This window comes from Labrys sp. Lb11 (assembly GCF_057554225.1).
In genome coordinates this window covers 41411-55611 of the sequence record NZ_BAAJOT010000013.1, presented here as the reverse complement: position 1 = coordinate 55611, position 14201 = coordinate 41411, and the positions used below count along the sequence as shown (strand labels likewise).

The 14201-nt window shown below is 72.8% G+C and carries 14 protein-coding genes; 5 read left to right on the top strand and 9 right to left on the bottom strand.

Annotated elements, in window-relative coordinates:
* From AC27L4_RS33110 to AC27L4_RS33075, 8 genes are all read right to left on the bottom strand, one after another.
* On the bottom strand, positions 1 to 605 hold a 605-nt coding region (locus AC27L4_RS33110; RefSeq protein ID WP_487146963.1), incomplete at its 3' end, for a biotin/lipoyl-containing protein.
* A gap of 23 nt (positions 606 to 628) precedes the next feature.
* On the bottom strand, positions 629 to 1642 hold the full coding sequence (locus AC27L4_RS33105; protein ID WP_487146962.1) for an alpha-ketoacid dehydrogenase subunit beta: 1014 nt from the start codon (positions 1640 to 1642) through the stop codon (positions 629 to 631).
* Positions 1642 to 2901, bottom strand: a complete 1260-nt coding sequence (locus AC27L4_RS33100) for a thiamine pyrophosphate-dependent enzyme (RefSeq protein ID WP_487146961.1) — start codon at positions 2899 to 2901, stop codon at positions 1642 to 1644. Before AC27L4_RS33100 ends, AC27L4_RS33105 begins: the two co-directional genes overlap by 1 nt.
* Before the next feature lie 13 nt (positions 2902 to 2914).
* Positions 2915 to 4078 carry an isovaleryl-CoA dehydrogenase gene (locus AC27L4_RS33095; protein ID WP_487146960.1) on the bottom strand — a complete coding sequence of 388 codons (1164 nt, stop codon included), beginning with the start codon at positions 4076 to 4078 and terminating at the stop codon, positions 2915 to 2917.
* A gap of 114 nt (positions 4079 to 4192) precedes the next feature.
* Positions 4193 to 5107 carry a hydroxymethylglutaryl-CoA lyase gene (locus tag AC27L4_RS33090; protein WP_487146959.1) on the bottom strand — a complete coding sequence of 305 codons (915 nt, stop codon included), beginning with the start codon at positions 5105 to 5107 and terminating at the stop codon, positions 4193 to 4195.
* Positions 5104 to 7116, bottom strand: coding sequence for an acetyl/propionyl/methylcrotonyl-CoA carboxylase subunit alpha (locus tag AC27L4_RS33085; RefSeq protein WP_487146958.1), 2013 nt, complete (start codon positions 7114 to 7116; stop codon positions 5104 to 5106). The genes AC27L4_RS33090 and AC27L4_RS33085 overlap by 4 nt, the downstream gene beginning before the upstream one ends.
* Positions 7113 to 7886 (bottom strand): enoyl-CoA hydratase-related protein, encoded by a 774-nt coding sequence (locus AC27L4_RS33080; protein ID WP_487146957.1) that lies wholly within the window; start codon positions 7884 to 7886, stop codon positions 7113 to 7115. The genes AC27L4_RS33085 and AC27L4_RS33080 overlap by 4 nt, the downstream gene beginning before the upstream one ends.
* Positions 7883 to 9487 carry a carboxyl transferase domain-containing protein gene (locus tag AC27L4_RS33075; protein ID WP_487146956.1) on the bottom strand — a complete coding sequence of 535 codons (1605 nt, stop codon included), beginning with the start codon at positions 9485 to 9487 and terminating at the stop codon, positions 7883 to 7885. Before AC27L4_RS33075 ends, AC27L4_RS33080 begins: the two co-directional genes overlap by 4 nt.
* A gap of 129 nt (positions 9488 to 9616) precedes the next feature.
* Between AC27L4_RS33075 and AC27L4_RS33070 the strand changes: the two genes are divergently transcribed.
* A complete protein-coding gene (locus AC27L4_RS33070) occupies positions 9617 to 10216 on the top strand; it encodes a TetR/AcrR family transcriptional regulator (RefSeq protein ID WP_487146955.1) in 600 nt (199 codons plus the stop codon).
* A gap of 45 nt (positions 10217 to 10261) precedes the next feature.
* On the opposite strand, the gene AC27L4_RS33065 is transcribed toward AC27L4_RS33070, so the two are convergent.
* Positions 10262 to 10606, bottom strand: a complete 345-nt coding sequence (locus tag AC27L4_RS33065; RefSeq protein ID WP_487146953.1) for a benzoate/H(+) symporter BenE family transporter — start codon at positions 10604 to 10606, stop codon at positions 10262 to 10264.
* A 195-nt stretch (positions 10607 to 10801) separates the two neighbouring features.
* On the opposite strand from AC27L4_RS33065, the gene catB reads away from it, so the two are divergent.
* The 4 genes from catB (at position 10802) to prfH (ending at position 14059) form a co-directional block, all read left to right on the top strand.
* Entirely contained in the window at positions 10802 to 11440 is a 639-nt protein-coding gene (catB, locus tag AC27L4_RS33060) for a type B chloramphenicol O-acetyltransferase (protein ID WP_487146952.1), read from the top strand.
* 355 nt (positions 11441 to 11795) lie between these two features.
* Positions 11796 to 12104 carry a hypothetical protein gene (locus AC27L4_RS33055; RefSeq protein ID WP_487146951.1) on the top strand — a complete coding sequence of 103 codons (309 nt, stop codon included), beginning with the start codon at positions 11796 to 11798 and terminating at the stop codon, positions 12102 to 12104.
* A 246-nt stretch (positions 12105 to 12350) separates the two neighbouring features.
* A complete protein-coding gene (locus AC27L4_RS33050; protein WP_487146950.1) occupies positions 12351 to 13454 on the top strand; it encodes an RNA ligase RtcB family protein in 1104 nt (367 codons plus the stop codon).
* 2 nt (positions 13455 to 13456) lie between these two features.
* Entirely contained in the window at positions 13457 to 14059 is a 603-nt protein-coding gene (gene prfH / locus AC27L4_RS33045; protein WP_487146071.1) for a peptide chain release factor H, read from the top strand.
* The last annotated feature ends 142 nt before the right edge of the window (positions 14060 to 14201 follow it).

The following is a 14201-nucleotide window of genomic DNA, read 5'->3' as shown; positions in this document are numbered from 1 at the left end:
ACCCGCACCTCCTCGACGCCGTCGGCGGCCGGCGCCGCGACGGCAGGGGCCGCGACGGGGGACGGCGCGGCGGCGGCCGGCGCCGCCCGCGCGCCGAGCAGCACCGCGTCGAGGTCCGCGTGCCGGATGCGGCCGTCGGGATCGGACGGCGCGACGACCGACAGGTCGAGGCCGAGCGCGGCGGCGCGGGCGCGCACGGCGGGCGCGGCCAGCACCTTGTCCGGCCGCGTCGCCGTCCCCCCCGGCCCGGGCGCTCTCGGATCGGCCGGCGCCGCCCGGCCGGGGCGGACCGGCGTCGTCGGCGGGTCCGGCGCCGCGGGCGGCGGGGCCTTCGCGCCGCCCTCCGACGCCGCCGCCTCGCCGGCCTCCGTCTCGATCACCACCAGCTCCGTGCCGATCGCCGCCTTCGCCCCGGTCTCGCCCCGGCGCGACAGGATGCGGCCGGCCACCGGCGCGCCGATCTCGACGGTCGCCTTGTCGGTCATGACGTCGACCAGCGGCTGGTCCTCGCCGACCATGTCGCCGACCTCGGCGTGCCAGGCGACGATCTCGGCCTCGGCGACACCCTCGCCCACGTCCGGCAGCCTGAAGACGTAACGGCCCATCGCAGCCTCCCGCTCCGCCCCGTTCACCCCGCCATCACCTGGCGGATCCCGTCGGCGACCCGCGCCGGGCCGGGGAAATAATGCCACTCGAAGGTGTGTGGATAGGGCGTGTCCCAGCCGGTGACGCGCAGGATCGGCGCCTCCAGGTGATGGAAGCAGCGCTCCTGCACCAGGGCCGAGAGCTCGGCGCCGTAGCCGCCGGTCCGCGTCGCCTCGTGGACGATCAGGCAGCGGCCGGTGCGCCTGACCGAGGCCTCGATCGCCGCGATGTCGACCGGCAGCAGCGTCCTGAGGTCGATGATGTCGGCGTCGACGCCGGTCTCGGCCGCCGCGGTCACCGCCACATGCACCATGGTGCCGTAGGCGAGGATGGTCAGGTCCTCGCCGGCGCGCACCGTCGCGGCCTTGCCGAGCGGCACGGTGTAGTGGCCGATCGGCACCTCGGCGGCCGGGTGGCCGGCCCAGGCCTGCACCGGCCGGTCGTGATGGCCGTCGAACGGGCCGGAATAGAGGCGCTTGGGCTCGAAGAACAGCACGGGGTCGTCGTCCTCGATGGCGGCGATCAGCAGGCCCTTGGCGTCGTAGGGGGTGGAGGGGATGACGGTCTTGACGCCGCAGACATGGGTGAACAGCCCCTCCGGGCTCTGGCTGTGGGTCTGGCCGCCGAAGATGCCGCCGCCATAGGGGGCGCGGATGGTGATCGGCGCGGAGAACTCGCCGGCCGAGCGGTAGCGCAGCCGCGCCGCCTCCGAGACGATCTGGTCGAAGCCGGGATAGATGTAGTCGGCGAACTGGCACTCGACCACCGGGCGCAGGCCATAGGCGCCCATGCCGATCGCCACGCCCATCAGGCCGCCCTCGGCGATCGGCGCGTCGAACACCCGCGTGTCGCCGTAGCGCTGCTGCAGTCCCTCGGTGGCGCGGAAGACGCCGCCGAAGAAGCCGACATCCTCGCCGAAGACCAGCACGTCGGGGTCGCGGGCCAGCATCACGTCCATGGCCGAGTTGAGCGCCTGCACCATGCTCATGGTCGCCATCACGCCCCCTCCCCCCCGGACACCGGATTGAGCCGCGCCAGCTCGGCCTGCTGCTCGGCGAGATGCCAGGGCATCTCCTTGTAGATGTCCTCGAACATGCTGCTCGCCGGGTGGTGCGGCCCGTCGCCGAGGATGCCGTAGCTCTGCGCCTGCGCATTGGCGGCACGCACCATCTCGTCCAGCTCGGCGGCGAGCGCGGCATGGCGCTCCTCGCTCCATTCGCCGAGCGCGACGAGGTGGCGCTTCAGCCGCTCGATCGGGTCGCCCAGCGGCCAGTGGTCGCCCTCGTCGCCCGGCCGGTAGCGGCCGGGGTCGTCGCTGGTCGAGTGCGGCGCCACGCGGTAGGTGAAGAATTCGATCAGCGTCGGCCCGTGATTGGTGCGCGCCCGGTCCGCCGCCCAGCGGCTGACGGCCAGCACGGCCAGGAGGTCGTTGCCATCGACACGGATGCCGGGGATGCCGAAGCCGATCGCCCGCGAGGCGAAGGTCGCCTCCTCGCCGCCGGCCACCCCCTGGCTGGAGGAGATCGCCCACTGGTTGTTGACGACGTTGAGGATCACCGGCGCGTGGTAGACCGCCGCGAAGGTCAGGCCGTGGTGAAAGTCGCCCTCGGCCGAGGCGCCCTCGCCCACCCAGGCCGAGGCGATCCTGCGGTCGCGCTTGTAGGCCGAGGCCATGGCCCAGCCCACGGCCTGGGGCACCTGCGTGGCGAGGTTGCCGGAGAGGCTGAAGAAGCCGGCCTCGCGCACGGAATAGAGGATCGGCAGCTGGCGGCCCTTCAACCGGTCGCGGCTGTTGGAATAGATCTGGCACATCAGGTCGAACACCGGCCAGTCGCGCGCCACCAGCAGCCCCTGCTGGCGATAGGTGGCGAAGCACATGTCGGCCGGCTCGAGCGCGAAGGCCTGGCCGACGGCGACCGCCTCCTCGCCGGTGCACTTGACGTAGAACGAGGTCTTGCCCTGGCGCTGGGCCCGGAACATCCGCTCGTCGAAGGCCCGGGTCAGCATCATGGCGCGCAGCGCCTTGCGGACGGTCCCGGCATCGAGGCCCGGGTTCCAGGGCCCGATGGCCTTGCCCTCCTCGTCGAGCACGCGCACCAGGCCGAAGGCGAGGTCGCGCGTCGCCGCGGCCGGCGCGTCGACCGGCGGCCGCCCGGCCACGCCGGCCTTGGGCAGGCCGAGATAGCCGAAATCCGGCTTGTCGCCCGGCCGGAACCGGGCCTCGGGAATGTGCAGGGACAGCGGCCCCTCGGTCATGCCTGTCGCTCCTCTACGCCGTCTCCCGGAACAGCTCGCGGCCGATCAGCATGCGGCGGATCTCGGAGGTGCCGGCGCCGATCTCGTAGAGCTTGGCGTCGCGCAGCAGCCGGCCGGCCGGGCCGTCATTGACGTAGCCGCTGCCGCCGAGCGCCTGGATCGCCTGCAGCGCCAGCGCCGTGGCGGTCTCGGCGGCATGGAGGATGCAGCCGGCCGCGTCCTTGCGGGTGGCCTCGCCGCGGTCGCAGGCCGCCGCCACCGCGTAGACATAGGCGCGGGCGGCGTTGGCGGCGGTGTACATGTCGGCGAGCTTGCCCTGCATCAGCTGGAAGCTGCCGATCGGGCTGCCGAACTGCGAGCGCTGGTGCAGGTAGGGCACCACCACGTCGAGGCAGGCGGCCATGATGCCGAGCGGCCCGCCGGCCAGCACCACCCGCTCATAGTCGAGGCCCGACATCAGCACCTCGACGCCGGCGCCGACCGTGCCGAGCACGTTGGCGGCCGGCACCGGGCAGGCCTCGAACACCAGCTCCGACGTCGAGGAGCCGCGCATGCCGAGCTTGTCGAGCTTCTGCGAAGCGCGGAAGCCGGCGAAGCCGCGCTCGACGAGGAAGGCGGTGATGCCGCGGGCGCCGGCGGCCGGGTCGGTCTTGGCATAGACCACCAGCACGTCGGCGTCCGGCCCGTTGGTGATCCACATCTTGGCGCCGTCGAGGACGAAGCCGTCGCCCCGCGCCGTGGCGCGCAGCGCCATCGACACCACGTCCGAGCCGGCGCCGGCCTCCGACATGGCCAGCGCCCCGACATGCTCGCCCGAGATCAGCCTCGGCAGGTAGCGCTGCTTCTGCGCCGGCGTGCCGTGGCGGGTGATCTGGTTGACGCACAGGTTCGAATGCGCCCCGTAGGACAGGCCCACCGAGGCGGAGGCGCGGCTCAGTTCCTCCATCGCCACGCAATGGGCGAGATAACCCATGCCGGCGCCGCCATGGTCGGGCTCGGCGGTGATGCCGAGCAGGCCGAGCGCGCCCAGCTCGGGCCACAGGTCGCGCGGGAAGGCGTTGTCGCGGTCGATCGCCGCCGCGCGCGGCGCCACCCTGTCGCGCGCGAAGCGGCGGACGCTGTCGCGCAGGGCCTCGATCTCCTCGCCGAGGCCGAAGCTCAGCCCGGTGTCGAACATGGCGTGTCCTCCCTGATGCCGCGTTCCCGGCGCCCGGTCCCGGCCGGACGCTGGAAACACGGCACGAAGCCGTGAACCTGCCGGTGGTCCGGAGTGACCGCTCGATACGAACCGTCACCCCGGGCCACCGGCGATGCGCGCCGCCAGCGCCTGGGCGGCGCGCGAGCGCGGCGCGATGCCGAGCGCGGCGCAGGCCAGCCGTCCGGCCTCGGCGAGGCGATCGAGGTTGACACCCGTCGCCACGCCGAGGCCGTTCAGCATGGTGACGAGATCCTCGGTGGCGAGATTGCCGCTCGCCCCCGGCGCATAGGGGCAGCCGCCCAGGCCCGCCGCAGCGGCATCGACCGTGGCGACGCCGAGATCGAGGCAGGCCAGCACATTGGCCAGCGCCTGGCCCCAGGTGTCGTGGAAATGCAGCGCGACGCGGCCGAGGCCGATCTCGGCCGCGACGGCGGCGACCATGCGCACGGCCGCGTCCGGCGTGCCGACGCCGATGGTGTCGCCGAGCGAGACCTCGGCGCAGCCCATTTCGGCCAGGGCGGCGGCGACCGAGACCACGGCCGCCACCGGCACCGCGCCCTCATAGGGGCAGCCGAGCACGCAGCTGACATAGCCGCGCACCCTCAGGCCGGCGGCGAGGGCTTCGACGACGACGGCGCGGTATTCGGCCAGGCTCTCGGCGATGCCGCGATTGATGTTGCGCCGGCTGAAAGTCTCGGAGGCGGCGGCGAAGACGGCGATGTCGCGGGCGCCGGCCGCCCGCGCCGCGGCCAGGCCCCGGGCGTTCGGCACCAGCACCGGCAGGGCGATGTCGGGGGGCAGCGCGAGACCGGCGAGGACGGCGTCGGTGCCGGCCATTTGCGGCACATGGCGCGGCGAGACGAAGCTGCCGGCCTCGATCGCCGTCAGGCCCGCTCCGGCCAGTGCCTCGATGAAGGCGATGCGCGTCGCCGCCGGCAGGGCGCGGGCCTCGTTCTGCAGGCCGTCGCGCGGCCCGACCTCGACGATGCGGATGGCGGGAGCCCTCATGGCGCAGCCTCCAGCACCACCAGCTCGGCCCCGGCCGCGACCTGGTCGCCGACCGCGACATTGACCGAGAGCACCCGGCCGGCGCGCGGCGCCGCCACGGTGTGCTCCATCTTCATTGCCTCGATCACCACCAGCGGCGCGCCGCGCTCGACCACGGCCCCGGGCGTCGCCGTCACGGCGATGACCAGCCCCGGCATGGGCGAGGCGAGATGGCCGGCCTCGGCCACGGCATCGCGTGGCGGCCGGTGCGGGTCGAGGATGGTGACGTCGATCTCGCGGCCGTCGACGAACAGGGTCAGCGCCGCGCCGACCGCGACGGCCCGGCCCTGGACCAGCCGGTCGCCGATGCGCACGGCGATGCGGCCGTCTTCCGCCAGGGTGCCGCGGACCTCGTGTCGCGTGCCGTCGATCTCCAGCTCATAGCCGCCCTCGCGCCAGGTGGCGGCGACGGCGGTCCGGTCGGCGCCGTGGGCGAGCTCGAGTCGCAGCGAGGCCCGGCCGCCGAGGCGCCAGCCCGTGGCCTCAGCCCAGGGGGAAAGGCGCTGCGCCGGCTCGGCCGGGGCGGCCGCCCGTTCCGCCAGCCGCAGCGCTGCGAAGGCGGCAAGCGCCAGCGCGGTCTGGTCCGGCGCGTCCGGCAGCCCCGGCAGCGCGGCGCGGTGCTCGGCGATGAAGCCGGTGTCGACGGCGCCGCGCGCGAAGCCGGGATGGGCCAGGATCTGGGCGAGGAAGGTCCGGTTGGTGGCAAGGCCGACGACCTCGGTCGCGGCCAGGGCGGCGGCGAGGCGCGCCAGCGCCTCCGGCCGGTCGACGCCGTGGGCGATGATCTTGGCGATGAGGGAATCGTAATGCACCGGCACCTCGTCGCCGGCCCGCACGCCGCTGTCGACGCGGATGCCGGCACGCCCCTCCGGCAAGGCGAGATGGACGAGGCGCCCGCCCCGCGGCAGGAAATCGGCAGCCGGGTCCTCGGCGCACAGGCGCACCTCGACGGCATGGCCGCTGGCGCCGATCGCATGCTGGCCGAGGGGCAGGCCTTCGCCGCGCGCCACCCGGATCTGCCATTCGACGAGGTCGAGGCCGGTGATCGCCTCCGTCACCGGATGCTCGACCTGGAGCCTCGTGTTCATCTCCATGAAGTAGAAATGGTCGCCCGCCACCAGGAATTCCACGGTGCCGGCGCCGACATAGTTCAGGCTGCCGGCGCAGAGCAGCGCCGCCCGGCGCATGCCCTCGCGCAGCGCTTCGGACAGCCCCGGCGCCGGCGCCTCCTCGACCAGCTTCTGGTGCCGGCGCTGGATCGAGCAGTCGCGCTCGAACAGGTGCACGATGCGTCCGAACCGGTCGGCGAAGATCTGCACCTCGATGTGGCGGGACGCGCCGAGATAGCGCTCGACGATCACCCGGTCGTCGCCGAAGGCCGAGGCTGCCTCGCGCCGGGCGGAGGCCAGGGCGGCGTCGAAGCCGGCCGCTGCCTCGACCACGCGCATGCCCTTGCCGCCGCCGCCGGCCGAGGGCTTGATCAGCACGGGATAGCCGATCGCCGCGGCGGCCGCCGCCAGCGCCGCCGGCGACTGGTCCGCGCCCTCGGTGCCGGGCACGATCGGGATGCCGGCCTGCTGCATCAGCGCCCGGGCCCGGCCCTTGTCGCCCATCGCCAGGATCGCCTGCGCCGGCGGACCGACGAAGACCAGGCCGGCAGCCTCGCAGGCCTCGGCGAAGCCGGCATTCTCGGCCAGGAAGCCGTAGCCGGGATGGACGGCGTCAGCGCCGGCCGCCTGCGCCGCCGCCAGGATCGCGCCGATGTCGAGATAGCTGGCGCCGGCCGCGGCCGGCCCGATCCGCACCGCCGTGTCGGCCGCCGCGACATGCGGCGCGCCGGCGTCGGCGTCGGAGAACACGGCCACGGTGCGCAGGCCCATCCGCCGCGCCGTGGCGATGATCCTGACGGCGATCTCGCCGCGATTGGCGACGAGCAGGGTCCGGATCGGCCGCATGAAGCTCAGCTTCATGGCGCCCATCCCGGCTTGCGCTTCTCCAGGAAGGCTGCGAGGCCCTCGCGGCCCTCCGCGCCGGTGCGGATCGCGGCGATGCGGCGGGCGGTGTCCTCGATCAGCGGCCAGTCGATCGGCGCGGCGATGTCGGCGACGAGCCGCTTGGCCGCGGCGATCGCCTCCGGTCCGCCCTTCAGCACGGCCTGCACCTGGCGCTCGACCGCCTGGTCGAGGGCGTCGGCGGCAACAACCTCGTGCACCAGGCCGAGGCGCTGCGCCTCGGCGGCGGAGAAGCGCTCGGCGGTGAGGACGAGGCGGCGCACGGCGCGCGGCCCCATGGCCCGCACGAGATAGGGGCCGATCACCGCCGGGATCAGGCCGAGCCGCACCTCGCTCACCGAGAACAGCGCCTCCGGCGCGGCGAGGGCGATGTCGCAGCAGGCGATCAGGCCGACGGCGCCGGCGAAGGCCGAGCCCTGCACGCGGACGAGCGTCGCCTTCGACGAGGTGTCGACCAGGCGCATCAGCAGCGCCAGCCGCCAGGCGTCGGCGAGGTTCTCCTCCGGGCTCGCCTCGGCCATCACCCGCATCCAGGTCAGATCCGCGCCGGCCGAGAACACCGGCCCCTCGGCCATGAGCAGCACGGCCCGCACCGACGGGTCCCGGTCGAAGGCCGCATAAGCCTCGGTCAGGCGCTCGACCGTCGGGCCGTCGAAGGCGTTCATCACGGCCGGCCGGTCCAGCGTCAGGACGCCGAGCGCGCCGCGCCTGTCGACCCGGACGCTCACATCCGGAACACGCCGAAGCGTGTCTCCTCGACCGGCGCATTGCGGGTGGCGGCGAGCGCCAGGGCCAGCACCATCCGCGTCTGGCCGGGATCGATGATGCCGTCGTCCCACAGCCGCGCGGTCGAATAATAGGGGCTGCCCTGCTCCTCGTACCGGCCGCGGATCGCGGCCTTGAACGCCTCCTCCTCGGCTGCGTCGGCGGCGGCGCTCCGGGAGCCGGCGTCGCGGCGGATCTGCGCCAGCACGTTGGCCGCCTGCTCGCCGCCCATCACCGAGATGCGGGCGTTCGGCCACATCCACAGGAAGCGCGGGTCGTAGGCCCGCCCGCACATGGCATAGTTGCCGGCGCCGAAGCTGTTGCCGATGATCACCGTGAACTTCGGCACCGCCGCCGCGGCCACGGCCGCCACCAGCTTGGCGCCGTCCTTGGCGATGCCGCCCGCCTCGTAGTCGCGCCCGACCATGAAGCCGGTGATGTTCTGCAGGAAGATCAGCGGAATGCGGCGCTGACAGGCGAGCGCGATGAAATGCGCGCCCTTCAAGGCCGAGTCGGAGAACAGGATGCCGTTGTTGGCGAGGATCGCGACCTCCCGGCCCCAGAGCCGGGCGAAGCCGGTGACCAGGGTCGGCCCGTAGGCGGCCTTGAACTCGGAGAACTCGGAGCCGTCGACCAGCCGGGCGATAACCTGGCGCACGTCGTAGGGCTTGCGCGGATCGGCGGAGACGATGCCGTGGATCTCCTGCGGATCGTGCAGCGGCGGGCGCGGCGGCGCGAGGCCCTCGCCGCTCGGCCGCGGCAGGTTCAGCCCGGCGACGATGTCGCGGGCGATGCCCAGGGCATGGCCGTCGGTCTCGGCGGCGTAGTCGGCGACGCCGGAGACGCGGGTATGGGTGTCGGTGCCGCCGAGATCCTCGGCGCTGACGGTCTCGCCGGTCGCCGCCTTCACCAGGGGCGGGCCGCCGAGGAAGATCGTCGCCTGGCCTCGCACCATGATCGCCTGGTCGGCCATGGCCGGCACATAGGCCCCGCCGGCGGTGGAGCTGCCCATCACCACGGCGATCTGCGGGATGCCCTCGGACGACATCAGCGCCTGGTTGAAGAAGATGCGGCCGAAATGCTCGCGGTCGGGGAAGACCTCGTCCTGGTTCGGCAGGTTGGCGCCGCCGGAATCGACGAGGTAGAGGCAGGGCAGCCGGTTCTCCCGCGCGATCGCCTGGGCGCGCAGGTGCTTCTTCACCGTCATCGGGAAATAGGTGCCGCCCTTCACCGTGGCGTCGTTGGCGAGGATCACGCACTCGCGCCCCGAGACCAGGCCGATGCCGGCGATCAGCCCGGCCGCCGGCACCTCGCCGCCATAGAGGCCCCAGGCGGCGAGTTGCGAGAGCTCGAGAAAGGGCGAGCCGACGTCGAGCAGCAGCGCCAGGCGCTCGCGCGGCAACAGCTTGCCGCGGGCGCGATGCCGCCGGCGCGACGCCTCCGGGCCTCCCGCGGCCGCCTCCGCGATGCGTCCGTTCAGGGTCTCGACCAGGGAGCCCAGCACCTCCCGGTTGCGCCGGAAGGCGTCGGACCGCCGATCGACCGTGTCCTCTATGACCGGCATGCGCTTGGCCCTGCCCCGTCCCGAGCCGCGGCTTGTGGCGGCGGCGGTTTCGCGTCATATTCGAACGTACGTTCGTTTCTATAACCCACCCGCCCCCATTCCGCAAGGGACGGACGAAGGAGGCAGGCCATGGCCCGCACGCCCGGCTCCCGCGGGGCGAGAACCGCCCAGGCGATCCGCGAAGCCGGGCTGCGGCTGATCTTCGAGCACGGCTACGAGGGCATGAGCCTGCGCGACCTCGCCGAGGCGGTCGGCCTGCAGCCGGGCTCGCTCTACAACCACATCGCCACCAAGCAGGCGCTGCTGTTCGAGCTCGTCTCCGGCCACATGCAGGCGCTGACGGCGGCGCTGGACGCAGCTCTCGCCGGCATCGAGACGCCCCGCGCCCGCCTCGAGGCCTTCATCGCCTTCCACGTGCGCTACCACCTGACGCGCCAGGCCGAGGTGTTCGTCAACAATTCCGAGCTGCGCAGCCTGGAGCCGGAGAACCGCGCCGCGATCACGGCGCTGCGCCGCGCCTATGAGCAGCGGCTCGCCGCCGTCCTGGCCGACGGCGCCCGGGACGGCAGCTTCGCCGTGCCGGACGTGCCCGTCGCCACCTTCGGCATCCTCGCCCTGCTGACCGGCGTCGCCGCCTGGTACCGCCCCGGCGGCCGGCTCGGCGAGGAGGAGATCGTGGCCATCCACCGCCGGCTGATCCTGGACGGGCTGGGCAACCGGGGCGGCTGATCCGCGACAGGGACCGGTGGCCACGGCCGTCAACGCGCGGCGCTCTTACTCACGGCCCCGCCGGCCGGCGTGCGGTGCGGCAGGCAGCCGTTCAGGACGGGATAAGCCGCGAGCCCGATCAGCACGCCCCGCCGACGCCGAGTAGCTGATGTCCGCGGCGGAGGCCAGGAAGGTGATCAGCACCGCCTGGCGAGAGGCCGGATCGACCATCGCTCCCGCAAGGCTGACGCCGATCGTGCCGAGCAGCACTAAGCCGGCGAGCGTCGTGATGAAGGTCGCAGGGTTCGGTTGTTTCTGGATGGCTCGGCGCCGATCCGTGGCGTGATGACGCGGAACCTTCGGCTGTTCCGGCAGCCCAATATCCTGTGAAAACTGCGAACTGCCAGCCATACCACGGCGCCGGGCGTTGCGTGATGGCCGGGCAGGATGTAGACGGACGGCATGAAGTCGGCACCGAGTACCCCCTGCATCGTGCTCCCGCGCGTCTGACGCGAGGAGCCCCGGGCGCGAGACCGTGAAGGTCCTCGCGATGATGCCGTTCGTCCGAATGCGGGCGGCAATCGACCACATGCAGAGAACATCTCGATGGATAACTGTTTCGAAAGCCCCTTCAGGGGCATCACGCTGGACCGGCAGATCACGCATCCCAACATCGTCGTCGGCCGCTACAGCTATTATTCCGGCTATTATCACGGCCACGGGTTCGAGGATTGCGCACGCTATCTTCTTCCCGACGCGGGCGCGGACAGACTGATCATCGGCAGCTTCTGCTCGATCGGCTCGGGGGCGGCCTTCATCATGGCGGGCAACCAGGGCCACCGGCACGAATGGATCAGCACCTTTCCCTTCTACTGGATGCACGAGGTGCCCGCCTTTGCCGGGGCGCGGAACGGATATGAACCGGCGGGCGATACGGTCGTCGGCAACGATGTCTGGATCGGCTCCGAGGCGATCGTCATGCCGGGCGTCCGGATCGGCGACGGCGCGATCATCGGGACGCGCGCGCTCGTGACGCGGAACGTGGAGCCCTATGCCGTCGTCGGCGGAAACCCTGCCAAGGCGATCCGCAGGCGCTTCGACGACCGCGAGGCGGAGCTCCTCCTCGCCATGAAGTGGTGGGACTGGCCCGACGATCGGCTGAAAGCGGCGATGCCGATCCTGACCAGCGGCGACGTGGAGGCCCTGCACCGCCATTGGCTGGAGCGCGTGCGCGCGGACGGCTGACCGCGAAACCGGCGCCATGCCCGTCCGCCGACCCGGCGGACGGGCAACCTCGTTGCCCCTACGGAGACGCGGGCGCAACTCCGGCCGTCCCGACGAGATCACATGGGCCCCCGGCGAAATCGCGTGCGATCCCGACGAGATCGCACGCGATCTCGTCGGGGAATTCGGGCCGGCATTGCCATTCCGCATTCCCCACCCCATCTCAATTGCGTTGCACCGGTTCACAAGCCAGGGAGATCACGGTGTCCGGACTGAAAGCGTTCCGCAACCGCCCCTGAAGGCCCTGCGCGGCTCTTGTTCGACGCTCCGCGCCGGCCCCCAGGGTGCCGCAGGAGTGACGACGATGTACTCGAGCATGAAAGCAGGGCTGCGGCCCGTTCTGATCACGGTGGCGATGCTGGCGGCCATGCCCGCTGCATCGGCGCAGCAGGCCATCTGCGACCAGCATCAGAAACTTGTCGACTGGCTGGCCTCGCATTTCCAGGAGAAGCGCCAATCCATGGGCCTGTCGGCTTCCGGCACGCTGGTGGAGCTGTTTTCGTCGGATGCCGGCACCTGGACGATGCTGCGGTCGGCACCGGACGGCACCACCTGCATCGCCGATGCCGGCGAGGCTTTCGCCGGCGACAGTTCGACCATAGCGGCGAACAATGGCGGGCTCTAAAGCCGTGACGCTGAGGCAACACCAAGTCTCCAACGGAACAGCCCTGGCCACCCGGCCTTGACCCGGCGGCAGGGCCATGGCATCAGCGCGCCCTCCGCTCCCGACGGGAGCCTCGAAGGCAAGGAGAGGGTCATGTCCGCTCGCTTCGCCCGCAAGGGTTTTGCTGACTGAAGCCATCGGCGCTTGCGCCCGATGATCCCCTGATGCGCGCGCCTTCCGAGGCAGCGTGCCTTCGAGACATGTCTCATGCCCAATTCCATTGCGGCGGATGCGCGCCTGCGCGTGTTCGCCTCCCCGTCCTCGTGGATCGAGGGCGCGGCCATCCGCCAGCTCGAACAGGTGCTCGACCGGCGCGGCGTCATTGCCGTCGCCGGCATGCCGGACCTGCATCCCGGCCATAAGGGACCGGTCGGCTGCGCCGTGCTGACCGATGGCGTCGTCCACCCCGACATCGTCGGCACCGACATCGGCTGCGGCATGGCCGCCTGGCTGCTGGACGGCTCCGCCCGCCGCCTCAGGCAAGAGAAGGCAGTGCAGGCCCTGGCCCGGCTCGGCGACCGGGGCGGCCTCGAGCCGGAGGCGGCGGTCGCGGCCGGCCTGCCCGCCGACATCGCCGCCGCCCATGCGCAGGCGATCGGCACGGTCGGCGGCGGCAATCACTTCGTCGAGCTGCAGGCGGTCCACGCGGTGGTGGACGAGCCGGCCTGCGCCCGGGCGGGGCTGGAGGCCGGACGCCTCCTGCTGCTGGTGCATTCCGGCTCGCGCGGGCTCGGGCCGGAAGTGCTGGCGCGCCATCCCTTCGTCCACGGTGAGGGCTTGGCGCTGGACGGGCCGGGCCGGGCCTACGTCGCCGACCACGACGTCGCCCTGGTCTTCGCCCGCCTCAACCGGGCGGGGCTGGCCGAACGCGCCGCCGGCCTCCTCGGGCTCGGCGGCCGGCCCTGGCTTGATGTGCCGCACAACCACGTTACCGTGGCGGGCGGCCAGGTCCTGCACCGCAAGGGCGCGGCGCAGGCCGATCTCGGCCTGGTGCCGGTGCCTGGCTCGCGCGGCGCCATGACCTACCTCGTCGCGCCCGATCCGGATGCGCCGGGGGCCTTGTGCTCCATCGCCCACGGCGCCGGCCGCAAGCGCGACCGCGCCTCCATGCACGGGCGGCGGCGCGACGCCGAGCGGCCCAACCCGGTCGGCAACCGCGTCATCTGCGCCGACCGCAAGCTGGCGCTGGAGGAGGCGCCCGAGGCCTACAAGGACATCGCCCGGGTCGTCGCCGACCTGGCGATGCACGGGCTCGCGCGCACCGTCGCCGTGCTGCGCCCGATCGTCACCTTCAAGACCGGGAGAGCCTGAGCATGGCCGACCTCGTTCTGATGGTGACGGCCGGCCGCGGCCCGGCGGAATGCCGCATCGTCGCCGTGCGCGTCGCCCGGCGACTGGCGGAAGAAGCGACAGCCGCCGGCCTCGGCGTAGCGCTCGGCCTGGAGCCGGGCCGCGAGGCCGCGGCCTCGGTCCTGGTCTGTCTCGGCGGCGATGGCGTCGAGGCCTTCGCCGCGGCCTGGACCGGCAGCGTGCTCTGGGTCGACGGCCGGCTGCGCGGCGGCGGGGCGCGACGCAACTGGTACGTGGCGGTGCACCGGCTTCCTCCCCCGGCAGCCCGCCCGGCGCTGTCGGACGGCGACGTCCGCTACGAGGCGATGCGGGCGGGCGGCCCGGGCGGCCAGCACCAGAACGTCACCGAGAGTGCGGTGCGCGCCGTGCATGGACCGACCGGCCTCAGCGCCATCGCCCGTGACGGCCGCTCGCAGCACCAGAACCGCAAGCTCGCCCGCGAGCGCCTCGGCGCCCTCGTCGCCGCCCTGGCCGAGCAGGCCAAGGCGGGGGCACAGCGCGCCGAGTGGCTCGACCGCATCGCGGTCGAGCGCGGCAATCCGCGGCGGACGTTCCGCGGACCGTGAGGGCAAGCCGGCGCGCCCTGCCCGCGCCGGAAGCCGCTTTGCCCACGCAGCCTGTCCGGCTTGGAGGATATCCCATCGAAGATGACATGAAACGGTGGTAGGCCGCGTCGAACGCGATCCGTCGAGTGCCCAGGGGAACCGG